This is a genomic window from Klebsiella michiganensis (assembly GCF_002925905.1).
In the GTDB taxonomy this organism is placed as follows: Bacteria; Pseudomonadota; Gammaproteobacteria; order Enterobacterales; family Enterobacteriaceae; genus Klebsiella; species Klebsiella michiganensis.
Map to the genome: position 1 here is coordinate 159,224 of NZ_PRDB01000008.1, position 23,207 is coordinate 182,430.

At 61.3% G+C, this 23,207-nt stretch carries 20 protein-coding genes and 1 pseudogene; 8 read left to right on the forward strand and 13 right to left on the reverse strand.

Features of this window, described 5'->3' with window-relative positions:
* Positions 1-131: 131 nt before the first annotated feature.
* The 4 genes from CDA56_RS17845 to CDA56_RS17860 form a co-directional block, all read right to left on the reverse strand.
* Positions 132-1,373: an LVIVD repeat-containing protein gene (locus CDA56_RS17845; RefSeq protein WP_004848703.1), complete on the reverse strand. Its 1,242-nt coding sequence runs from the start codon at positions 1,371-1,373 to the stop codon at positions 132-134.
* Positions 1,370-2,434, reverse strand: coding sequence for a sugar ABC transporter substrate-binding protein (locus tag CDA56_RS17850; protein WP_014228368.1), 1,065 nt, complete (start codon positions 2,432-2,434; stop codon positions 1,370-1,372). Before CDA56_RS17850 ends, CDA56_RS17845 begins: the two co-directional genes overlap by 4 nt.
* 144 nt (positions 2,435-2,578) lie before the next feature.
* Positions 2,579-3,577 carry an ABC transporter permease gene (locus CDA56_RS17855; RefSeq protein ID WP_025108510.1) on the reverse strand — a complete coding sequence of 333 codons (999 nt, stop codon included), beginning with the start codon at positions 3,575-3,577 and terminating at the stop codon, positions 2,579-2,581.
* Complete coding sequence (locus CDA56_RS17860) at positions 3,574-5,076, reverse strand: sugar ABC transporter ATP-binding protein (RefSeq protein WP_025108509.1); 1,503 nt, start codon at positions 5,074-5,076, stop codon at positions 3,574-3,576. Before CDA56_RS17860 ends, CDA56_RS17855 begins: the two co-directional genes overlap by 4 nt.
* Before the next feature lie 160 nt (positions 5,077-5,236).
* On the opposite strand from CDA56_RS17860, the gene CDA56_RS17865 reads away from it, so the two are divergent.
* From CDA56_RS17865 to CDA56_RS17875, 3 genes and pseudogenes are all read left to right on the forward strand, one after another.
* Positions 5,237-6,325 (forward strand): oxidoreductase, encoded by a 1,089-nt coding sequence (locus tag CDA56_RS17865; RefSeq protein WP_014228365.1) that lies wholly within the window; start codon positions 5,237-5,239, stop codon positions 6,323-6,325.
* A 186-nt stretch (positions 6,326-6,511) separates the two neighbouring features.
* Positions 6,512-6,804, forward strand: a pseudogene (locus CDA56_RS31695) (type II toxin-antitoxin system RelE family toxin).
* On the forward strand, positions 6,785-7,189 hold the full coding sequence (locus CDA56_RS17875) for a helix-turn-helix domain-containing protein (RefSeq protein ID WP_004100084.1): 405 nt from the start codon (positions 6,785-6,787) through the stop codon (positions 7,187-7,189). Before CDA56_RS31695 ends, CDA56_RS17875 begins: the two are co-directional and overlap by 20 nt.
* Here CDA56_RS17875 and CDA56_RS17880 read toward each other — a convergent pair.
* From CDA56_RS17880 to entC, 8 genes are all read right to left on the reverse strand, one after another.
* Entirely contained in the window at positions 7,186-7,383 is a 198-nt protein-coding gene (locus CDA56_RS17880; protein WP_004130340.1) for a YbdD/YjiX family protein, read from the reverse strand. The genes CDA56_RS17875 and CDA56_RS17880 overlap by 4 nt on opposite strands.
* A gap of 55 nt (positions 7,384-7,438) precedes the next feature.
* Complete coding sequence (cstA, locus tag CDA56_RS17885; protein ID WP_025108508.1) at positions 7,439-9,544, reverse strand: pyruvate/proton symporter CstA; 2,106 nt, start codon at positions 9,542-9,544, stop codon at positions 7,439-7,441.
* 307 nt (positions 9,545-9,851) lie between these two features.
* Positions 9,852-10,103: a hypothetical protein gene (locus CDA56_RS17895; RefSeq protein ID WP_103815552.1), complete on the reverse strand. Its 252-nt coding sequence runs from the start codon at positions 10,101-10,103 to the stop codon at positions 9,852-9,854.
* Positions 10,104-10,216: 113 nt separating this feature from the next.
* On the reverse strand, positions 10,217-10,630 hold the full coding sequence (gene entH / locus CDA56_RS17900) for a proofreading thioesterase EntH (protein WP_004848685.1): 414 nt from the start codon (positions 10,628-10,630) through the stop codon (positions 10,217-10,219).
* Positions 10,631-11,386, reverse strand: a complete 756-nt coding sequence (gene entA / locus CDA56_RS17905) for a 2,3-dihydro-2,3-dihydroxybenzoate dehydrogenase EntA (RefSeq protein ID WP_014837779.1) — start codon at positions 11,384-11,386, stop codon at positions 10,631-10,633.
* Positions 11,386-12,237 carry an enterobactin biosynthesis bifunctional isochorismatase/aryl carrier protein EntB gene (gene entB, locus CDA56_RS17910; RefSeq protein WP_025108237.1) on the reverse strand — a complete coding sequence of 284 codons (852 nt, stop codon included), beginning with the start codon at positions 12,235-12,237 and terminating at the stop codon, positions 11,386-11,388. Before entB ends, entA begins: the two co-directional genes overlap by 1 nt.
* 13 nt (positions 12,238-12,250) lie before the next feature.
* Entirely contained in the window at positions 12,251-13,858 is a 1,608-nt protein-coding gene (gene entE / locus CDA56_RS17915; RefSeq protein ID WP_025108238.1) for a (2,3-dihydroxybenzoyl)adenylate synthase EntE, read from the reverse strand.
* 9 nt (positions 13,859-13,867) lie between these two features.
* Positions 13,868-15,043, reverse strand: a complete 1,176-nt coding sequence (gene entC / locus CDA56_RS17920) for an isochorismate synthase EntC (RefSeq protein ID WP_103815554.1) — start codon at positions 15,041-15,043, stop codon at positions 13,868-13,870.
* 187 nt (positions 15,044-15,230) lie between these two features.
* Here entC and fepB point away from each other — a divergent pair, with 187 nt between their 5' ends.
* Complete coding sequence (gene fepB, locus CDA56_RS17925) at positions 15,231-16,190, forward strand: Fe2+-enterobactin ABC transporter substrate-binding protein (RefSeq protein ID WP_025108240.1); 960 nt, start codon at positions 15,231-15,233, stop codon at positions 16,188-16,190.
* 229 nt (positions 16,191-16,419) lie between these two features.
* Positions 16,420-18,537: a glycoside hydrolase family 18 protein gene (locus tag CDA56_RS17930; protein ID WP_104011385.1), complete on the forward strand. Its 2,118-nt coding sequence runs from the start codon at positions 16,420-16,422 to the stop codon at positions 18,535-18,537.
* A gap of 501 nt (positions 18,538-19,038) precedes the next feature.
* On the opposite strand, the gene entS is transcribed toward CDA56_RS17930, so the two are convergent.
* Complete coding sequence (gene entS / locus CDA56_RS17935) at positions 19,039-20,280, reverse strand: enterobactin transporter EntS (protein ID WP_102803115.1); 1,242 nt, start codon at positions 20,278-20,280, stop codon at positions 19,039-19,041.
* Between the two features lie 112 nt (positions 20,281-20,392).
* Here entS and fepD point away from each other — a divergent pair, with 112 nt between their 5' ends.
* From fepD to fepC, 3 genes are read left to right on the forward strand one after another with little or no spacing between them, the layout of a single operon-like run.
* Entirely contained in the window at positions 20,393-21,400 is a 1,008-nt protein-coding gene (fepD, locus tag CDA56_RS17940; protein WP_014228353.1) for a Fe(3+)-siderophore ABC transporter permease, read from the forward strand.
* Positions 21,397-22,389: an iron-enterobactin ABC transporter permease gene (fepG, locus tag CDA56_RS17945; RefSeq protein ID WP_009653197.1), complete on the forward strand. Its 993-nt coding sequence runs from the start codon at positions 21,397-21,399 to the stop codon at positions 22,387-22,389. The genes fepD and fepG overlap by 4 nt, the downstream gene beginning before the upstream one ends.
* Positions 22,386-23,180 (forward strand): iron-enterobactin ABC transporter ATP-binding protein, encoded by a 795-nt coding sequence (gene fepC, locus CDA56_RS17950; RefSeq protein WP_025107037.1) that lies wholly within the window; start codon positions 22,386-22,388, stop codon positions 23,178-23,180. Before fepG ends, fepC begins: the two co-directional genes overlap by 4 nt.
* The last annotated feature ends 27 nt before the right edge of the window (positions 23,181-23,207 follow it).

Consider the following 23,207-nt stretch of genomic DNA (forward strand, 5'->3'; position numbering starts at 1 on the left):
CGGAGAAAGTATCGGCAACTAAAAATGGTTGCAGGCGTTCACAGTATCTACGGGTTCGCCACCATCTGCGATCCGGTAGCCCGGGTAAGGCGTTTACGCCGCAACCCGGGAAGGCAACAACCCACAATCCCCTACCCCAGATACTCAATCACCGACAGCCCGCCGTTATAGTCGGTGCTGTAAATAATTCCCTGCGCGTCGACGAACACGTCGCAGGACTGGATCACCCGCGGGCGACCGGGGCGGGTATCCATCATTTTCGCCGGCGCGGCGGGCACCAGCGCCCCAGTTTCCACCGGCCGATAAGGGTTGGAAATATCGTAAGCGCGAACGCCCGCGTTCTGATAAGTGGCGAAAATCAGCGTTGAGCTGACAAAGCTGCCGGGACGATTCTCATGCAGGTTATGCGGGCCAAAGTGCGCCCCTTTCGCCACGTAGTCAGCTTCGTCCGGCTGCGGGAAAGTGGCGATACTCACCGGATTCGTCGGGTCGCGAATGTCGAACAGCCAGATCAGCTTCTCGCCATCCTGCTGGTTATCCAGCACCGCCTCATCAAGCACCACCAGCAGATCCCGATCCGGGAGCGGCAGCGCGGTGTGGGTGCCGCCGCCAAACGGCGGGCTCCAGTTACGGTGGCTAATCAGCTTTGGCTGGGTGCGGTCCTGCACATCGAGCAGGGTCAGGCCGCCGTCGCGCCAGCTGCCGTAGGCGGTGTCGCCGGCGATAATCGCATGATGAAGGGCATAGCGCTTGCCTTCCGGCCACTGCGCGGTTTCCCCCGCCGCCTGGTTCATCCCCGGCAGCCACCAGCGCCCGGCGACCTCCGGCTTGCGCGGGTCGGCCAGGTCGATAGTCAGGAAAATGTAGTCGCTAAAGCCGTCAATCAGCGCGGAAACGTAGGCCCAGCGTCCGCCGACGTACCAGATTCGGTGGATACCGATGCCGTTAAGCGACAGAAAGGCGATCTCTCGCGGTTTATCCGGAGTGGAAATATCAAAAATCCGCAGCCCGGCGCTCCAGCCCCTATCCCGTACGTCGCTGACCGTCTCGCCCACCGAACGGGTGTAGTACACCTTCTCGTCGGCGAAGCGGGCATCGGCGAACAGATCCCGGGCGTTGATCACCAGCAGCAGATCATCGTGCGCCTGTAAATGGACGTTCCAGGTACCGGGCGGCGCGGCGATGTAGTTGACCGTTTGCGGATGTTTAGGGTCGCGCACGTCCACCACGGAAAAGCCCTGCGAGACCATATGGCCGATATAGGCAAAACCACGATGGACCATCAGCTGAACGCCGTCCGGGCGTCCCCCCTGATCGCTATGCCCGATCAGCCGCATATTGCGGCTGTATTCTGGTGTTGGCAAAACACTCATTTGTTTTTCGCTTCCAGGGTAGCGAACCACGGGGCGATAAAGTCTTCGGTCTGGCCCCAGCCCGGGATAATTTTACCCAGCGAGGCGACGTTAACCGCCCCCGGCTGCGCCGCCAGCAGCGCCTGCGGGATCGCCGCCGCCTTAAAGTCGTAGGTCGCAGGCGTCGGTTCCCCGGCAATCTTATTGGCGATCAGGCGCACGTTGGTGGCGCCGATAAGCTTCGGATCCACCGCTACGCTCACCTTCCACGGGCTGCCGGATTCGCGCATCAGCTGCAGATCCTGGTTGGAAATGTCGATGCTGTAGAGTTTGATCTCGGTGCGGCCGTTCTCTTTCAGCGCTTTATAGGCGCCCTGGCTGAAGGCGTCCCAGGTTCCCCAGATGGCATCAATTTTACCTTTCGGGTATTTCGCCAGGATCGCGCCGACCTTGTTGGCGGTATCGCCCTGAACGTCGGAAGAGACCGCGCCGATGGATTCCAGCTCTTTGATGCCGGGGTTTTGTTTAAGCAGCGTCTGGTAGGCCGCCTGGCGGCGCTCCATCGGCGGGAAACCCGCGACCCACAGTTTGACGATATTGGCTTTGCCGTTGAAATCTTTCACCAGCTGGCCAAAGGAGAGCTCGGTCAGCGAAGCATCATCCTGCTGGGTGACGGTGACGCCCGGGATCTGGCCGTTTACCGCGGTATCGAAAACCGAGACTTTGATCCCGGCGTCCACCGCTTTTTTCACCAGCGCGGTGGCGTAGGGATCGCGCCCCTGAGAAAGGATAATGCCGTCGTATTTCTGGCTAATCGCCTGGTTAACGAAGTCCTGGAATTTGGCGTCATCACCGTTGCTGAGGAAGGTACTGATTTTAAAGCCGAGCTTTTTCCCCTCCTGGATCGCTCCGGAGACAAACTGAGTGGTGTTATCGTCGGAGCCCAGGTTGCGGATCACCGCAATGCGAATCGGCCCGCTGTGTTCAGCAATGGCAGCCGGAAGCGGCGTCGGGGTTTCAGCAAAGGCCGCTGCAGCGTTGAACAACCCCAGCGCGATGAGTGAAAATGTTATCTTTTTCATAGTGTTTCCTTTTTGTTACCCTAAATAATTCGAATTGCAGGACGGCGGCAAGTAAACGAATCCCGATGAGCTTACATAAGTAAGTTATTCGGGTGAGTGAACGCAGCCAACACACCTGAAATTTGAAGAATGACGGGTAAAATTTTAGATGCGGCGCTGAAAATAAGTCAGTGCGAGCGCGCCAGCCAGCACCAGCCCTTTAATAATGTCCATCGCGTAATAGGGCACCGAGAGCATCACCAGGCCGTTGGAAAGCACGCCTAAAATGACCGCCCCCACCAGCGTACCGAGCGCGTTCGGCTTACCGGAACCGGCCAGCGAGAAGCCAATCCACGCCGCCGCCACCGCATCCATCAGGTAGCCGCCGCCGGCGTTCACCTGCGATGAGCCGATGCGCGACGCCAGCAGAATGCCGCCGAGCCCCGCCAGCAGAGAGGCGATGACGTACGCCGCCACTTTGTAACGGGTGATGCGCAGGCCGGAGAGGCGCGCCGCTTCCGGGTTGCCGCCGATGGCGTACATCCGCCGTCCGTGGGTGGTAAAAGAGAGCGCCAGCTGAGCGATAACGGTCACCACCAGCATAATGATCACTATCGTTGGCACCTGCCCCAGCGAACCGAACGCCCCCGGAATCGCGCCTTCCGCCATATCGCCGCTCGGCAGCACCATGTTTTCGGTGATCGACCCGCCGTAGCTGTAGGTCATCGCCACGCCCTGAATCACGAACAGGCTGGCAAGCGTCGCCAGCATGTCGGGAATACGCAGGATCACGATCAGAAACGCGTTGAACAGCCCCACTAAGGTACAGAGCGCGAGGGTGATAAGGATCGCCTCGGTGGTGCCGAAGCCGTGCCAGACAAACAGCGAAACCACCAGCGCATTGGCCAGCGAGGCGGTGGAGCCCACGGACAAATCGAAACCGCCGATGGTCAGGGATATCGATACGCCGATGGCGATCACCGTCACGATGGCGATGGAACGCAGGATGTTGATGATGTTAAACGGGTCGAGGAAGTTGTCCGACGCCAGGCCAAAAACGGCGATCAGCAGGACGACGGTCAGCAACATGCCCCATTTGTAGAGAAAATCGAAAAATCGCTGACGGCCCGATACCGTCGCGTTAACTGCCAGGGCCTTACTCACGCTGCTGCTCCTCCGGTGGAGTAATAAAGAATGTTCTCTTCCCGGGCCTCTGCGCCCGGAATTTCCGCCACGATGCGCCCGTCCCACAGCACGCAGATGCGATCGCACAGGCCGACCAGTTCGGCGAACTCGCCCGAGGCGTAAATCACCCCTTTGCCTTCCCGCGCCAGGCCGTCGATCGCGTTGAAGAGGTCCGTTTTGGCTTTGACGTCGACCCCTTTGGTCGGCTCATCGAAAATCAGGACGTTGGCGTTGCCGCGCAGCCATTTGCCTATCGCCACTTTTTGCTGATTGCCGCCGGAGAGACGGCGCAGGGTTTGCGCCGGACCCGATGTCCGAATGCCCACCCGGGCGATCACCTCTTCCGCCCAGCGCCAGGCCTGACGATGGCCAAACAGGCTCCAGCGGGAGAAGCTGCTATCGGCGCTGACCGCCAGGTTCATCGCCACCGGCTCTTCGATAAAAATGCCCTCTTTGCGCCGCTCTTCCGGCACCAACGCCAGACCGCGCGCCACCGAGTCCGCCGGGTCGCGCGGTCGCCACGGCTGGCTGTTCAGTTCGCCGCGGGTCAAACGGCTTTTGCTGGCGCCAAACAGCGCCTTGCACAGCTCGGTTTTCCCGGCGCCCGCCAGCCCGGCGATCCCCAGAATCTCCCCCTTGCGCAGACGCAACGAGATATCCTGCAGCAGCCCTTCGTCGTGCAGCCCTTCAATCTGTAGCAGCACCTCATCGCTATGCGGCGGCCGCTTCGGCGGAAAGATATCGCTCAGCTCATGCCCGAGCATCTTCTCGACGATCTGCTCGCCGCTCAGGTCGGCCATCGGCCCGCTCTCAATCAGCCGGCCGTCGCGCAGCACCGTCAGGGTGTCGCAGACCGCTTTTAATTCATGAATGCGGTGCGAGATAAACACGATACCAATGCCCTGCCGCTGCAGGCGGCGAACCACCGCAAACAGGCGCTCGCTTTCGTTTTGGTCCAGCGGCGCGGTCGGTTCATCGAGGATAAGAAAGCGGCAGTGATGCGACAGCGCGCGGGCCAGCAGGATTTGCTGTTTTTCCGCCAGCGTACAGCTGTCGATGGAGCGGCGTACGTCGAGGCTGACGTCAAGCTGAGCCAGCGCCTCGCGCGCCAGCTGGCGCAGCCGCCCCCAGCGGAAGGCGATCCCCGGCTCCGCCAACCTGTCGAGCATGATGTTTTCCGCGATGCTCAGGCCCGGGACCAGCGCCACGTCAACCTCCTGCTGCACCAGATGGATCCCCAGCTGTTTGGCATCGCGCGGCGAGCGAATGCTTACCGACTGGTTGTTAATCACCACCTCGCCTTCGTAATGGGCGTGCGTGCCGCACAGCACCGCCATGAGCGTGGACTTACCCGCGCCGTTGGCGCCGGTCAGCGCATGCACCGATCCCCCCTTCAGGGTGAAAGCCACGTTGCTGAGCGCCCGAAAGCCGGAAAAGGCCAGGCTAATATTTTGCATCTCAAGGCGATTGCCGGTCATCCCCTGCACCCTGTCGATTAATGTTCTGATTTAACGAATTTTTCATAGCTCTCCTTGACTGACAAATGCATAAAAGGCATAAGATAAAGCGAAATAATATTAGCCATCCGGATGTCCAGACATAACATCGGGTTAGCGAAACAGCACAAGGACAGCATTGATGAGTCACAGCGATATCCGCGTGGTCCCCGGCCCCGCCAACTACTATTCCCATCCCGGCAGCCTTGCCCGGCTGCAGGATTTTTACAGCGAAGAACAGCTTTCACGCGCGGTGTGGGTTTACGGCGAGCGGGCTATCGCGGGCGCGCAGGCTTTCCTGCCGGCAGCGTTTAACGCGCCTGGCGCCAAAAAAATATTATTTAAAGGCCACTGCAGCGAAAGCGACGTCAGCGAGCTGGCCCGCGCATCCGGCGACGATCGATCGGTGGTGATTGGCGTGGGCGGCGGCGCGCTGCTCGATACCGCGAAGGCGCTGGCCCGTCGCCTCGGCCTGCCGGTGGTGGCCATCCCCACCATCGCCGCCACCTGCGCGGCGTGGACGCCGCTGTCGGTGTGGTATAACGATGCCGGTCAGGCGCTGCAGTTTGAAATCTTCGACGACGCCAACTTTCTGGTGCTGGTGGAGCCGCACATTATTCTTAACGCGCCGGCGGAATATCTGCTGGCGGGCATCGGCGATACGCTGGCGAAATGGTATGAAGCGGTGGTGCTGGCTCCGCAGCCGGAGACGCTGCCGCTCACCGTGCGCCTGGGTATCAACGGCGCGCTGGCGATCCGCGATGTTCTGCTGGAAAGCAGCGAAACCGCGCTGGCCGACCAGCAGCGCGGCGAGCTGACCCAGGCGTTTCGCGACGTGGTGGATGCGGTTATCGCCGGCGGCGGTATGGTCGGCGGGCTGGGCGAGCGCTATACCCGCGTCGCCGCCGCCCACGCGGTGCACAACGGGCTGACGGTACTGCCGCAGACCGAGAAGTATCTTCACGGGACCAAAGTCGCCTACGGCATTCTGGTCCAGAGCGCCCTGCTCGGCCAGGACGACGTGCTGGCGCAGCTGGTGCAGGCGTACCGGCGCTTTAATCTGCCGACTACGCTGGCGGCGCTGGAGGTGGACATCAACAACCGCGAACAGCTGGATAAGGTGATTGCCCATACCCTGCGCCCGGTGGAGTCCATCCATTTTCTGCCGGTTGAACTGAACGCCGAAACCCTGCGCGCGGCGTTTGAGAAGGTCGAACGTTTCGCCGGTTAATCCCCCGTTTTATTCGCCTCTGCCGCCCGGCGGAGGCGCTTTCGAGCCGCCTCGCAAAGCCGATGTTTCTGCCTTCGCCAGAAGACGATTCTGCGTTAGGGTACCCTCATAAGAAAATAACAAACTTATCTTATAAACTTATTATTTTCTTATGTTCAACTGAGGTGTACAGTGGAGGTACATAGCATGCTCATCTGGTCAAAAGTGGCAAAAAGGAACTGGCAAATACCGATTATCGCTATCAGCAGCGAATCAAAAGCAGGCTAGCTGATTTAGGTGACCGTACGGCTCCTCGGCCTGATGTCAGAAAGTTATCTAAACCAGAGAATCATTACCGTCTTCGGGTAGGGGATTATCGGGTCATTTTCACACGTCAGGGGCTGACGCTGAGCGACCTGTTTATCGTGTCCGTTAAGCGCAGAACCTCAACAACCTATTTGCATGAGGAGAATATGCCATATGGCTGTTCAGATAATTAAGGATGATGAAGGGAAAGCGCAGTACGCGGTGATCCCCTACGACGAATACTTCCAGATGTGTTTGCAGCTAGCCGAGCTGGATGATGAAACGGAAGCCGATCTTGAAGATATTCCGGTAGAACACGATATCTACGACAACGTGATGCTGCCGGGTGACGTCTGCGACATCATGGATAAAGAGAAAGTCAGCCTGCAGGCGGCCTGGCGCATTTTGCGCGGCCTGTCGCAGCAGGAGGTGGCCAATAAGCTCGGGATTAGCCAGTCGGCGGTATCCCAGCTAGAAGCTATCGATTCCCGCCCGCAAAAGCGCACCCGCGAAAAGCTGGCGGCAATATACGGCTGCACCCAGGAGCAGATCAGCCTGTATCTGCCGAAAGAGGGTTAACAGCACTTCGCGCCGCCTTTACCGCCGTAGCGCGCGTCCTGACGCTCGCGAAAAAACTCTTCATAGGTCATCGGCGTTTGTTCCGGATGGGTCGCGCGGATGTGCTCCACGTAGTTGTCGTAATCCGGGACGCCGATCATCATTTTCGCCGCCTGGCCTAAATATTTTCCGGCTTTCGAAAGGGTATCAAACATTTTCAACTCCCATCATCGCCCCCCTTCTCGCAAAAGAGGGCGATAACGTCATGGCTTAGTGGGCGCGTTTCGCCTGGGTCACCAGGCTATCAGCATCAGCAGGCATCGCCTGGTAAGGGGTCTCTTTCGCCGTCGGTTTGTCCTCTTTCAGCGCCGCCAGCGCGGTCTTAATCGAGAACAGCGCCAGCACGACCACCACCACCATAAAGAAGATGGTCAGCCCGGCATCCAGACGGTTGTTAAACACCAGCTGCGCCAGCTGCGACTCGGTGTACTGCGGCGGAATATTGCCGCTGTCAATCATCGCCTGGAACTTGTTGGCAATCGCCAGGAAGCCCACTTTGGTATCGGTGCTGAACGACTTCTGCCAGCCCGCGGTCAGCGTACAGATCAGCAGCCAGGAGGTCGGCAGCAGCGCGACCCAGGCATAGCGCTGGCGCTTCATCTTAAACAGTACCACCGCGCAGAGCATCAGCGCCATCCCCGCCAGCATCTGGTTGGCAATACCAAACAGCGGCCACAGCGTGTTGATGCCGCCAAGCGGGTCAACCACGCCCTGATGCAGAAAGTAGCCCCAAGCCAGCACGCACAGCGCCGTGGCGAGAAGGTTCGCCGGCAGCGAGCTGGTTTGCTTCAGGCCCGGGCTGATCACCCCGAGCAGATCCTGCAGCATAAAGCGCGCCGCGCGCGTGCCGGCATCCACCGCGGTCAGGATAAACAGCGCCTCGAACAGAATCGCGAAGTGATACCAGAAGGAGACGTCCATCAGGCCGCCCAGCGAACCGTGCAGAATATAGGCCATGCCCACCGCCAGCGTCGGCGCGCCGCCCGCACGGGAGATAATCGACTGTTCCCCCACTTCGTTCGCAATCTGATTAAGCGTATCCGGGGTTACGGTAAAGCCCCAGCTGCTCACCACCTGCGCCGCCGACGCTACCACATCGGTCACGCCCGCCGGGGCCAGCACCGCCATTGGGCTGTTCATCGCGAAGTAGACGCCCGGGTCGATAATACAGGCCGCCACCAGCGCCATAATCGCCACGAAGGACTCCATCAGCATGCCGCCGTAGCCGATAAAGCAGGCCTGGCCTTCATTAGCCAGCATCTTCGGCGTCGTGCCGGAGGCAATCAGGGCATGGAAGCCGGAAACCGCGCCGCAGGCGATGGTGATAAACAGGAACGGGAACAGGCTGCCGCTCCATACTGGCCCGGTGCCATCGATAAATTTGGTCAGCGCCGGCATCGTCAGCGTCGGACGCATAATCAGAATACCAATCGCCAGACCGACGATGGTGCCGATTTTCAGGAAGGTGGAGAGGTAGTCGCGAGGCGCCAGCAGCAGCCAGACCGGCAGCACCGCGGCGATAAACCCGTAGCCCACCAGAATCCAGGTGAGCTGTACGCCGGTGTAGTCAAACCACGGCGCCCAGGTCGGGCTTTCCGCCACCCAGCCGCCGGAAATGATGGCGAACACCAGCATCACCAGGCCAATCACCGACACCTCGCCAATGCGCCCGGGGCGCAGATAGCGAATATAGATCCCCATGAAAATCGCCAGCGGGATGGTAAAGGCCACGGTGTAAGTGCCCCACGGGCTGTGGGTCAGCGCTTTCACCACGATCATCGCCAGTACCGCGAGGATAATCACCATGATCATAAAGCAGGCCACCAGCGCCAGTACGCCGGCGGTCGGGCCCATCTCCTCTTTCACCAGCTCGCCGAGCGAACGTCCGTCGCGACGGGTGGAGACGAACAGCACCATAAAGTCCTGTACCGCTCCGGCCAGCACCACGCCCGCGAGGATCCAGATCATTCCCGGCAAATAGCCCATCTGCGCCGCCAGCACCGGACCAACCAGCGGCCCCGCGCCGGCAATGGCCGCAAAATGGTGACCGAACAGCACTTTCTTATCGGTTGGAACGTAGTCGAGGCCGTCGTTGTGACGCACCGCCGGAGTCATGCGCGTCGGGTCGACCGCCAGCACGTTTTTAGCGATATACAGGCCGTAAAAGCGATAGGCGATCAGATAGACGCAGACTGCCGCGACGACAATCCACAGCGCGTTAATCTGTTCACCCCGGTTTAGCGCGATATAGCCCAGGGCAAAGGCTCCGATAACGGAGAGCAGTGTCCAGATGAGGTATTTCCCTGAATTATTCATCATTGTGTTCCACAGGTAGGGTAATCAGGATGTTACAAGTTGTTTCTAGAACACAATGGAAGTTTTAACAACTTTGAAACGTTGCAGATGTCGCCTGACGGCAAGGATTTATCTCACATTGCAAGCGAGATCACTTCTGGCAGGAAAATGGATGAAAACGGGGAGGGATAATCTGTCACTGCATCGCATCCTGCTTCCCCGGAGGCGGCGCTTGACGCGCCTGTCCGGGCTACAGGTCCGCAGACGATGATGAACCCGTAGCCCGGGTAAGCGCAGCGCGACCCGGGAAGAAGCCGCACCGATACATTCATCCCGGCGTATCCCCGGGTTGCGGCGTAAACGCCTTACCCGGGCTACCGGTCCGCAGACGATGGTGAACCCGTAGCCCGGGTAAGCGCAGCGCGACCCGGGAAGAAGCCGCACCGATGCATTCATCCCGGCGTATCCCCGGGTTGCGGCGTAAACGCCTTACCCGGGCTACCGGCCCGCAGACGATGATGAACCCGTAGCCCGGGTAAGCGCAGCGCGACCCGGGAAGAAGCCGCACCGATGCATTCATCCCGGCGTATCCCCGGGTTGCGGCGTAAACGTCTTACCCGGGCTACCGGCCCGCAGACGATGATGAACCCGTAGCCCGGGTAAGCGCAGCGCGACCCGGGAACAGGCTATGCCTCAGCCGAGGACCGCCGTGCCCAGACGGCAGGTGCAGCAGCGTCGTCCCCGCTCGTCGAACACCGCAATTTCCCAGCTCTGGCCCTGACGCCCCAGGTGCAGCGCCCGGCATTCGCCGCGGACTTTGCCGCTGGAGACCGCCCGGTGATGGGTGGCATTGAGCTCGGTCCCCACTACGCACTGCCCCTCTTCGGTCATCAGCCACCCGGCCATCGAGCCCAGGGTTTCCGCCAGCGCCGCGGAGGCGCCGCCGTGCAGCAGCCCGAACGGCTGATGGGTTCGCGCGTCGACCGGCATTTCCGCTTCCAGCACGCCCTCCTCAAGCCGGGTATAAACGATGCCCAGATGCGCCACCATCGTATTGACGCTGGTCGCGTTGAGTTCATCCAGCGTCAGCTGACGTTTCCAGGCCATTTATGCCCCCAGCGTCGAGCCGCCGTCCACCACGATATCCTGCAGCGTGATATGGCTGGCGTGGTCGGAGGCGAGGAACAGAATGGTATTGGCAATCTCCTGCGGGCGGGCGATTTTGCCCAGCGGAATGCCCAGCTTAAACTGCTCGCCGAAGCCGCGAATGCGCTGCTGCTCAGCGTCATCGCTCACCCACAGCGTCCGCTGCATATCGGTATCGGTAGAGCCAGGAGAAACCAGATTACAGCGTACGCCGCTGCCCGCCAGCTCCAGCCCGACGGTCAGCGCCAGGCTCTTCAGCGCCGCCTTTGATGCGCCGTAGGCGCTCATGCCAATGCGCGGCGTATGCGCAGCGTCGGACGCCACGGTCACAATCGCCCCGCCTTTTTGGCGGCGGAACTGCGCCATCGTCTGCTGGAACAGGTTAAACGCCCCGCCAACGTTAACGGCAAAGGTCTGCTGCCAATCTTCCTGGCTCAGCGCATCGGTCGCCCCCATCCGCAAAATACCGGCGGCATTGACCAGCACATCCAGCCGCGCGATCCCTGCCAGCAGGCGGCCGCACGTCTGCGCCACCTGCTGCGCGTCGGCAACGTCCAGCGTCTCGGTGGCGAACGGGTAGCTTTCGCCGTCGAACGCCAAATCAAACCCGGTTACCTGCGCGCCGGCCTCAACGAACGCCAGGGCGGTGGCGTAGCCGATCCCCTTGCCCGCGCCGGTGATCCACACGGTCCGGCCGTGAAAATCGAGCCCGTTCATTATTTCACCTCGCGGGAAAGCAGCGCCCACCAGGCATCAATGGTCGGATTTTTCGCCAGCACCACGAAGTCGATATCGCCGTGCACTTTACGCCAGCGGGCGGCGAGCGCCATCATGCGTACCGAATCCAGGCCGTAGTCGATCAGGTTTTCGTCATCCATCGGTTCGTCGGATTCATCCAGCAGCGGCAGCACCAGCGCCCGCAGCGCCGCTTTCGATGCCGGCAGCGGCAGCAGCTCTTCGGTCATCACCACTCGACCGGAGCGACCCGCCACGTAGTTGAGCGCCATCAGGTGCTCCTCGCGGCTGAAATCGGCCAGCGCGTCGGCAACGAAGAACGGCTTAATATCGCGCATAAACGCATCGGTCGCAGTGGTCATGCAGCCGATATGGGCATATACGCCGGTGATGATTAGCTGATCGCGCCCCGCCTCTTTCAGCATCTCCTCCAGCGGCGAGCGATGAAACGCGCTGTAGCGCCACTTCACCAGCACGGTGTCGTTGTCGTCCGGCGCAAGCGCGGCAATCACCTGCTGCTGTTCCGGCGAACGGGTCAGGCCCGGCCCCCACATGTCGTTCAGCAGCGCGCGGTCTTCATCGCTCTGCTCTTTCGGCTGGGCGGTGTAAAAAACCGGAATATGGTTCTGTTTGCAGAACTCGCGCAGGGCGGCGATGTTGGCCACCACTTTCTCCATCATCGCGCTGTTTTCGCCCCAGAAGTTAAGGAAATACTCCTGCATATCGTGGATCAACAGCGCGGCACGGGACGGCTCAAATGCCCAGTTCACTTTATTCGCCGGGATATCGCTGGCTTCCGGCAGCGCGTAAGCCTGTAATTTTGGGATTGCCATTCTGTCTTCTCCTTCAGCCCAGCTTGCGTTCAGCCAGCCACTGACGTAATTGTTTTTTATCGACTTTGCCCACCGGCGTCAGCGGCAGCGCATCAACGCACTCCACGCGGTCCGGCAGTTTAAATTCTGCGACCCCTTGTTCCCGCAGGAAGCGGCGTACCGCCACCGCGCGCAGAGGCTCTTTTACCACCAGATATGCGCAGCTCTTTTCCCCCAGCAGGCTATCTTCCATGCTGACCAGCGCGACGTGGATCACCGCCGGATGGCGCAGCAGCAGGTTTTCGATCTCTTCCGCCGCGATCTTCTCGCCGCCGCGGTTGATCTGATCTTTTTCCCGCCCCTGCACGGTGATATAGCCATCTTCATCGATCGAGATCAGATCGCCAGAGCAGTAGAAACCATCGGCATCAAAGGCCTCGGCATTATGCTGCGGGCTCTTGTAGTACCCGCGGAAGGTATAAGGGCCACGGGTCATCAGGCGCCCGACTTCGCCGCGCGGCAGCGGATTACCCTGCGCATCGGCCACCCACACTTCGTCATCAGGACACATCGGGCAGCCCTGGGTATTGATAATGCGCTCGGGGCTGTCGTTGAGGCGGGTATAGTTCACCAGCCCCTCCGCCATGCCGAAGACCTGCTGGAGCTGACAGCCGATTTCCGCCGGAATACGCGCGGCGAGGGTCGCGGACAGGCGCGCCCCACCTACCTGCAGCAGCCGCAGCGACTGCAGACGGGCATTGCTGCCGGACTCATGGATCTCCTGTAACCACAGGCTTACCGCCGGCGGAACCAGCGAGGTCAGGTTAATCTGGTGCTTTTCGATCAGCGGGAAGCAGAGGGTGGCGCTCGGGTCGTGCGCCAGCACCACCACGCCGCCGGCGAGGAAGACGCCGAGTGAACCCGGCGAGCTCATCGCGTAGTTGTGGGCGGCGGGAAGCGCGTTCAGATAGCGCGTTTCGGCGCTTACGCCGCACAGCTGGTTGCTGCGGCGAATGCTGTATTCGTAGTCGTTATGAGTACGCGGAATGAGCTTCGGCGTACCGGTGCTGCCGCCGGAGAGCTGGAAAAAGGCCACTTCGTCAGCGGGCGTCGGATGCGCGACGAAATTATCGTCAGGCCGCGCGATGGCCGCCGCCAGGCTGCGTTCGCCGCCGTCGTTCAGCAGCAGGGCCACGCGTACCGACGCATGCTGGGCGACAAAAGCGTTAAGAAAATCATCATCGGCAAACAGCGCGTGTTCGCGGTCGGCAATCAGCAAAGCGGGTTCAATCTGCGCGGCGTAGGCGTTCAGCTCGCTACGCTGGTGGCTGAACAGCGCGTTGACCGGCGCAACGCCGATACGCAGCAGCGCGAAGAAGGTGATATAAAATTCCGCAACGTTGCCCAGCTGCACCAGCGCCGTTTCGCCGCGCTTCAGGCCCTGACGCTGCAGCGAGGAGGCGAGGTTATCCACCAGGCGGTTGAATTCACGGTAGCTGTAGCTTTTGTCGCCGTCGATAATCGCGGGAGCGTCGTTTTCCGCATGACGGGTAATCAGATGGGTTAGCGGCAGATCCTGCCAGTAACCTTTTTGCCGATAGCGGGCCGCAAACTCTTCCGGCCAGCGGGTAAATTCGATCATCATAGTCCCTTATTGCAAGCCGAATACGTTCAGCATGGTGGTCAGTTTGACGCCGGTTTCGCGCCACTCGCCTAGCGGCGAAGAGGCCGGGACGATACCTGCGCCAGCAAATAGCCGCAGGGTGCGCTGCTGCAGGCGCGCGCAGCGGATGGTCACCACCCACTCGCCGTTGCCTTCATCATCGCACCAGCCGACGATGCCGCCGAACAGCTGACGGTCGAACGGCTCCAGTTCGTTAATCAGGCGTTTCGCCGCCTGATGCGGGAAGCCGCTCAGCGCCGGCGTCGGGTGCAGCAGGCAGGCCAGCGACATGGCGTTCTCATTTGCCAGCGCGGTGCCCTGAATCTGCGTCGCCAGATGCCACAGGGTCGGCGTGGTGATCAGCTGCGGAGAGTCCGGCAGGGAGAGTTCGCTGCTGCGCGGCGCTAATACGGCCTTCATCGCCTGGGTCACCAGCTCATGTTCGTGGCGGTCTTTTTCCGATGCCAGCAGCCTGTGCCCCGCTTCGCGGTCCAGCACATCGTCCGGCTGGCGACGGGCCGAACCGGCCAGCGGCAGAGAGCTGAAATGCGCGCCTTCTTTACGCAGCAGCAGCTCCGGGCTGGCGCCCAGCAGCACGCCGCCGTCCGAGAGCGGCACGTGGAAGTTATAGCTGGCCGGGTTCTGGGCGATCAGGCGCTCGAGCAGCACCCCGCTATCCACCCGTTCGCGGGTGGTGATATCAATCAGGCGCGAGAGGACCACTTTGTCCACTTCCGGCGTCGCGGTGAGGGCCGCCGCGCGCGCCACCATTGCCATGAAGGTGTCCTGTTCGGGGATCTCCCGGCGCTGCACCACGTCCATCGGCTGCTGCCCGGACGCATAGCGCGCGGAGTGCTGCTTTTCAGTGCGGGAGAACGCTGTCCAGCTCGCGGGGATAAACAGCTCGGAAGGCTCGCTGGTATCGAACGGAATGGCGCCGACCATCACCGGCTTTGCGATCCCGGCAGCCCGCGCCGCTTTAAACGAGGCCGCTATTTTTTGCTGAAACTCCCCGTCCGGATTATCGCCGTCGGCGGCCGGATGAGAGAATCGGCTAAAGCAGCCAGCGGTGGTGAAGCTGCGGTACGGCGACATAAAGAAGAAGCTTTCCGGCGGCAGAGTCATTTTTTTCTCCCGTACTTCCTCAGCCAAAGACGTTTCCATATCATCCTCCAAAAACGATAAAGATATTACGAATAATTATCATTTATATTTTGGTTGGGTAACCTAAAAGGTATTGCGCGCTATGTCAACCGTACAGGTAGCATGTTGTGCGACTTAAGCTTGCATCGACGCCGCTCACAGCTGAAAATGAGAAGCATTTATCACTACTTAACCAGGATGCGAATACGTGAATTTCTCCACCTTTTGCCGCCGTACCCTCCTCGCCAGCGGCCTGGCGATTTTCGGAATTAGCTCAGCGCTGGCGGCAGACTGGCCGCGTCAGATAACCGACAGCCGGGGACCCCATACGCTGGAAAGCCAGCCGCTGCGTATTGTTTCCACCAGCGTGACGCTGACCGGCTCGCTGCTGGCGATTGACGCGCCGGTGGTGGCCAGCGGGGCCACGACTCCCAATAACCGCGTCGCCGACGGTCAGGGATTTTTACGCCAGTGGAGCGATGTGGCGAAAGCGCGCAAGCTGTCGCGCCTCTATATTGGCGAACCGAGCGCTGAGGCCGTCGCGGCGCAAATGCCGGATCTCATTCTGATTAGCGCCACCGGCGGCGATTCGGCGATGATGCTCTACGACCAGCTTTCCACCATCGCCCCGACGCTTATCATTAACTACGATGATAAAAGCTGGCAGGCCCTGCTGACCCAACTGGGGGAGATTACCGGCCACGAAAAACAGGCGGCGGAGAGAATCGCGGAGTTTGATAAAAAGCTGGCGGCGCTGAAAGAGAAAATGAAGCTGCCGCCGCAGCCGGTCACCGCGCTGGTCTACACCGCCGCGGCCCATAGCGCCAATATCTGGACCAAAGAATCCGCTCAGGGACAGCTGCTCGAGCAGCTGGGCTTTACCCTCGCCGACCTGCCCGGCGGGCTGCATGCCAGCCAGAGCCAGGGAAAACGGCATGATATCGTGCAGCTGGGCGGGGAAAACTTAGCCGCCGGACTTAACGGCCAGAGCCTGTTCCTGTTTGCCGGCGACCAAAAGGACGCCGACGCGATTAACGCCAACCCGCTGCTGGTGCATCTGCCCGCCGTTGAAGGCAAACGCGTTTATCCGCTGGGGACGGAAACCTTCCGCCTGGATTACTACAGCGCCGTACTGGTGCTGCAGCGCTTAGCGGCCCTCTTTGCGTAAGCCACGCTTCCCGGCGCCGGTCGCCGGGATCTCATCGCGCCTCATTTCATATATCATCGCATTGTTATAACAGGCTTTTTCACCGTTTAACGCCCTATCACCCTCATCGCCCATCAGCCGAAATATCATCGTTTCAGGTGTTAATTTGTGATTAGCCCCGGCCGCCGCGTTGCCCGATTATCTGCCCCACACCGCTTGAGGTGGTCATTCAACACAGAAGGAAATTAACGTGGCAACGAGCAAATTGATTAAGGGCGATACGCTGACCGAAACCAGCAACGCCGCAGACGGCTTTAACCCGGCAACAGAAGTGAGCGCATACAGCTATACCTCCGCTCGCGTCGCTAAACCGGTCTATAACAAATACAAAGCCTCCACCACCAAACCCAAAGTCTTCGGCTACTACACCGACTGGTCACAGTATGATGGTCGTCTGCAGGGCGATAATTCAAAAGATAACCGCGGTCGCGGCTACGACCTGGCCAACGTTTCTCCTACCGCCTACGACAAAATCATCGTCGGTTTCGTCGGCGTGACCGGCTTCCACAAAGTAGACAACCTGTGGCGCGACGTGGTTGCCGAAGGTGCCGATCAGTGCGGGAAAGTGAAGTACGAGCCCACCTTCCTCGACCCGTGGGGCGACTTCCAGTCTTACGTTAACGTTGGCCACACCGTCAGCGGCTGGGATGTCGATCCGAAGACCGTGACCCAGAGTAATACTAAAGGCCTGCTCGGCGGCCTGCGCGATCTGCAGGCCAAAGCGAAGCAGCAGGGCCACGACCTGGTGCTGTCCATGAGCATCGGCGGCTGGAGCATGAGCAACGGTTTCCATGAAACCGCCGCGTCTGACGCCGCGCGTAAGGTCTTTGCCAAAGGCGTGGTAAAACTGTTCAAACAGTTCCCGATGTTCAGCGAAGTGGATATCGACTGGGAATATCCGAACGCCGAAGGCGCTGGCAACCCGTACGGCCCGGAAGACGGCGAGAACTACGCCCTGCTGATTGGCGAACTGCGTAAGCAGCTGGACGCCGCAGGCCTGAGCAACGTCAAAATCTCCATTGCCAGCTCGGCGGTGGTCAAGACGCTCGGCTACTCCAACGTCAATGCGCTGCTGAAAGCGGGCCTGTACGGTATCAACGTCATGACCTATGACTTCTTCGGTACCCCGTGGGCGGAGAGCGTGACCCACCACACCAACCTGAAGGCGCTGGAAGAAGGCGGCTGGGGAGTGGATACCGTTGTCGGCCATCTGCTGTCCGAAGGCTTCCCGGCAGAGCGCATCAACATTGGTTACGCTGCCTACACCCGTAACGGGCGCAACGCGGAGCTGGAATCCCTGTCCCCGCTGAAAGGCACCTATAGCCCGGGCACCGGCACCACCGCAGGCTCCTTCGAATCGGGTACTACCGAATGGTACGACATCATTTATAACTACCTGGATCTGGAAAACCAGAAAGGCCGTAACGGCTTCAACGTTTACACCGACAAGGTTGCCGACGCGGACTACCTCTACAACCCTGACAGCAAACTGTTCATGTCCCTGGATACGCCGCGCACGGTGAAAGCCAAGGGCGAATACGCCGCCAGCCTCGGCCTGGGCGCGCTGTTCACCTGGACAATCGACCAGGACAACGGCGTGCTGGTTAACGCCGCCCGTGAAGGTCTGGGCTATGAAATGGCGTCTGAAGTTATCGATATGGAGCCGTTCTATTTCGAAGGCATCAACGTCGACCCGGCGGATGAACCGGCTGAACCGGAGGAAGAGGAGGAGGATACCGTCCAGCCTGAACCGTCGGTAAACCATGCGCCGAAAGCCGCTATCGAACTGATGGTGGTAGGCGGCTCCCGCGTGCGCCTTTCCGGCGAAAAATCTTCTGATGAAGATAACGACGAGTTGACCTTTAGCTGGGGCGTGCCCGCGGCGATCAACGTCGCCGATAAAACCGCGGCGGTCATTGAGTTCGATGTGCCGAAAGTGGCTGCGGATACCGAGTATACCTTCACCCTGTTCGTGCGCGATACCTGGGGTGAACCGTCAACGCAGCAGCGCTTTGTGCTCTCCGTCGTCGCTGCGACTCAGACCGATGATACCGAGGACGAGCCGGCAGACGACCAGGATCGCACCGATGATACGCCTCAACCGGCAGATGATGATGCTGTTCCTTCTGACGAAACCACGCCTTACCCGCTGTGGAATGCCAGCACCGTCTATGGCAGCAACTGGGGCAGCTTTGAAATCGTGAGCTGGAAAGGCCATAACTACCAGGTGAAATGGTGGTCTCAGGGCAACCAGCCGGATCTGAACTGCGGTCAGTTCCAGGTCTGGAGCGATCTCGGCGCGTACTAAGCGTAAATCGTCACTGACGAGTGATAGCCAGCCCCGGAGCAATCCGGGGCTTTTTATTATCGCTCTTTTCGGTTTTCCCGGTGGCGCTATCGGGCAACTGCAGGTCGGTAGCCTGGGTTGCTCCGGGATGAATGCATCGGTGCGGCTTCTTCCCGGGTCGCGCTGCGCTTACCCGGGCTACGGGTCCACCGCCGTCTGCGGGCCGGTAGCCCGGGTCAGGCGTTTACGCCGCAACCCGGGAATGCGTCGGGATAAATACATCGGTGCGGCTTCTTCCCCGGCTGCGCTGCGCTTACCCGGGCTACGGGTCCACCGCCGTCTGCGGGCCGGTAGCCCGGGTCAGGCGTTTACGCCGCAACCCGGGAATGTACGGGGATAAATACATCGGTGCGGCTTCTTCCCCGGCTGCGCTGCGCTTACCCGGACTACGAGTCCGCCGCCGTCTGCGGGCCGGTAGCCCGGACAGGCGCAGCGCGCCGCCTCCGGGAAACCCCGGCTGAATTAATTTTCGCTCGCCGTCTCCGGGCGCTGAAAGCGGCGCAGCTCGCGTAGCAGCCCCACCAGCACCACGCCCACAATGACCAGCGCCCAGCCGCTGGCGCTTGCCGAAGCGGCCGGCGTCAGAATCGCGCCCAGGCCGCCGAGCAGCGCCGCGCCTATCGCATCGCCGGTCACGTTCTGCGCGGTCCACAGCCCGTTGATACGCCCGAGCATATTTTCCGGGGTTTGCGTCTGAATCAGCGTATATTGCAGCAGCGAGCTTATCGCGCTCAGCCAGCCAAACAGCGCCAGGCACAGGGCGCCCAGCGCCCACACCGGCATCAGGCTGAACAGCGCAATCGCCACAAAGGAGCCAACGGTAGTCGCCAGCATCAGCACGCCGGGCCTCGCCGTCTGCGCCAGCTGTCCGCTGGTCAACGCCCCGAACGCCGCGCCCAGAGGGATCGCGGCGTACAGCAGGCCAATCTGTGACGTCGACATCTGCCAGCTCCCGGCCAGCGCCGGATAGAGCACGCGCACCGCGCTGGCCATGGTCAGCAGGCCGCCAAGCAGCGCAATGCCGCCGATAAGCGGGCTGTTAAACAGAAACTTCAGTCCCGCGTACAGCGATTTTAGCGGATGCTCGCGCGGCTGCGGCGGCGGCGCCAGCCGCGGCAAACGCAGCAGCGTCAGCGTCGTAATAAAGGTACCTGCCGCCGCCAGGCCGTAGTTCCAGGCCACGCCGCCGGTTGCCAGCAGCAGGCCGCCGATCATCGGCGAAATCACCGAGCCCAGCCGCACCGTCAGCATGGTGATCGCTCCGGCCTGCATCAGGTTTTCCCGGCCAACCAGCGCCGGAGTCGCCGCCAGCAGCGCGGTCACGCCGATTGAGGCAAACAGGCCGTCCCAGATGCCCAACAGATAGATGGCGATGAGCGACGGCTCCGGCAGCATGGCGTTGAGACACAGGCCGACGAAGCCAATCCCGCAGGTGCCGCGCGCCAGCAGGATCAGACGTTTACGCTCATAGCGGTCGGCAAGCACGCCGCCGATCATCAGACCGACAAACATCGACCCGCCGGTTAAGGTCACCGACAGCCCCACTTGCCAGGTGGATTGGGTCATCAGTTGGATTTGTACCGGGATCGCCACGCCCAGCAGGCCAAGCGACAGGATCGAGATAAAGCGGGCGATAAAGACGGCGCGAAAGGCCGGGTGGGTTTTCAGCAAGCTGAGATTCAGCAGCCAGGATTGTCGGTTCATGACAGCGCCTTGTTATTATTTTCCATACCATTTTTATGGGTGCACATGCTAACATAACCGGATAGAATCGATAACGATAATTACTATCATTATCATGTCAGGGATGTAAGCCATGTCGTCTTCCACGACCGCGGCGCGCGCCTTTGCCGTGCCGGGTCTTTTAATCGTTTTAATCATCGCCGTTGCGCTCAGCCTGCTGGTCGGCGCCAAACCCCTGCCGTTTAGCGTCGTCATTGATGCCTTCACCGGCACCTGCCAGAGCGCCGATTGCACCATCGTCCTTGATGCACGACTGCCGCGAACCCTCGCCGGGCTGCTGGCCGGCGCCGCGCTGGGCCTGGCCGGGGCGCTGATGCAAACGCTGACCCGCAACCCGCTGGCGGACCCGGGGATCCTCGGCGTCAACTCCGGCGCCAGCTTCGCTATCGTGCTGGGCGCGGCGCTGTTTGGTCTCTCCTCGCCGCAGGAGCAGCTGCTGATGGCCTTTTGCGGCGCGTTCGGCGCCTCGCTGCTGGTGGCCTTTACCGGCAGCCAGGGCGGCGGCCAGCTGAGCCCGGTTCGCCTGACCCTCGCGGGGGTCGCCCTGGCGGCGGTGCTGGAAGGGCTTTCCAGCGGTATCGCCCTGCTTAACCCTGACGTCTACGACCAGCTGCGCTTCTGGCAGGCGGGCTCGCTGGATGTGCGCACCCTGCAAACACTGAAAATCGTGCTGATCCCGGTACTCATTGCCGGCCTGGTGACGCTGCTGCTGAGCCGGGCCTTAAACAGCCTGAGCCTCGGCAACGATACGGCCACCGCGCTCGGCAGCCGGGTCGCGCGTACTCAGCTTATTGGTCTGCTGGCGATTACCGTCCTGTGCGGCAGCGCCACGGCGGTGGTCGGGCCCATCGCCTTTATCGGCCTGATGATGCCGCATATGGCCCGCTGGCTGGTGGGCGCGGATCATCGCTGGTCGCTGCCGGTGACCCTGCTGGCTACCCCTGCCCTGCTGCTGTTTGCCGACGTGCTGGGGCGCCTGCTGGTGCCCGGCGAACTGCGGGTTTCGGTGGTCAGCGCCTTTATCGGCGCACCGGTGCTGATCTGGCTGGTACGCCGCCAGCCGCGCGGAGGTGGCATGTGATTGCGCCTTCTCGTCGCCTGATTTTTAGCTGCCTGCTGCTGCTGGTCGCCAGCGCGCTGGTCTCCCTGTGGGGGCTGGGCACCGGCCTGGTGCCATTGAGCGTTGAGCAGGTTATCTCGGCGCTGCTCGGCGATGCGCCGCGCAACGTCGCCATGGTGGTGACCGAGTGGCGCCTGCCCCGCGTGCTGATGGCGCTGCTGATTGGCGCCGCCCTCGGCGTCAGCGGCGCGATTTTCCAGTCGCTGACCCGCAACCCGCTGGGGAGCCCGGACGTGATGGGGTTTAACACCGGGGCCTGGAGCGGCGTGCTGGTAGCGATGGTGATGTTTGGCCAGAACCTGGCGGCCATCGCCATGGCGGCCATGGCTGGCGGGATCCTTACCGCGCTGGCGGTCTGGCTGCTGGCGTGGCGCAACGGGATTGAAACCTTTCGCCTGATTATTATCGGCATCGGCGTGCGCGCTATGCTGGTGGCATTCAATACCTGGCTGCTGCTGCGCGCTTCGCTGGAAACCGCCCTCTCCGCCGGGCTGTGGTATGCCGGTTCGCTTAACGGTTTGACCTGGGGAAAAACCTGGCCCTCGGCGCCGCTGATTCTGCTGATGCTGGTCTGCGGGGCGCTGCTGGCGCGGCGCATGCGGCTGCTGGAGATGGGTGACGATACCGCCTGCGCCCTGGGCGTGCGGGTTGAGCGCTCGCGGCTGCTGCTGATGCTGGTCGGGGTGGTGCTGACCGCCGCCGCTACCGCGCTCGCCGGGCCGATTTCGTTTATCGCCCTGGTGGCGCCGCATATCGCGCGCCGCCTCAGCGGCACCGCGCGCTGGGGGCTGGCCCAGGCGGCGCTGTGCGGCGCCCTGCTGCTGGCGCTGTCTGACTACTGCGCGCAGCGTCTGTTTATGCCCTATCAGTTACCGGTGGGCGTGGTGACCGTCAGCCTTGGCGGCATCTACCTTATCGGGTTGTTAATTCAGGAGTCCCGCAAAAAATGACCGCTGTAACCTCCCGTTTGCGCGGCGACCAGCTGACCCTGGCGTACGGCAAAAAAACCATCGCCGAATCGCTGAGCGTCACCATTCCCGACGGCCACTTCACCGCCATTATTGGCCCTAACGGCTGCGGTAAATCGACGCTGCTGCGTACCCTGAGCCGCCTGATGACCCCGACATCCGGTCATGTGTATCTCGACGGCGAGCAGATCCAGCGTTACGCCAGTAAAGAGGTGGCGAAGCGGGTCGGCCTGCTGGCGCAGAACGCCACTACGCCGGGAGATATTACGGTTCAGGAGCTGGTGGCCCGCGGGCGCTATCCGCACCAGCCGCTGTTTACCCGCTGGCGCAAAGAGGATGAAGAGGCGGTCAGCAGGGCGATGAAGGCCACCGGCATTACCGACCTGGCGCTGCAAAGCGTCGATACGCTCTCCGGCGGCCAGCGCCAGCGGGCGTGGATCGCCATGGTGCTGGCCCAGGAGACGGCGATTATGCTGCTCGATGAGCCCACCACCTGGCTGGATATCAGCCATCAGATCGACCTGCTTGAGCTGCTAAGCGAGCTGAATCAGGAGAAGGGCTATACCCTGGCGGCGGTGCTGCACGATCTGAACCAGGCCTGCCGCTACGCGACCCACTTGATCGCCCTGCGCGACGGCAAAATCGTCGCCGAGGGCGCGCCGAAGGAGATTGTCAATGCGGCGCTGATCGAGGAAATTTACGGCCTGCGCTGTACGATCATTGACGATCCGGTGGCGCATACGCCGCTGGTGGTGCCGCTGGGCCGCAAGTAGAGATTCCCGGCTCGCGCTGCGCTTAGC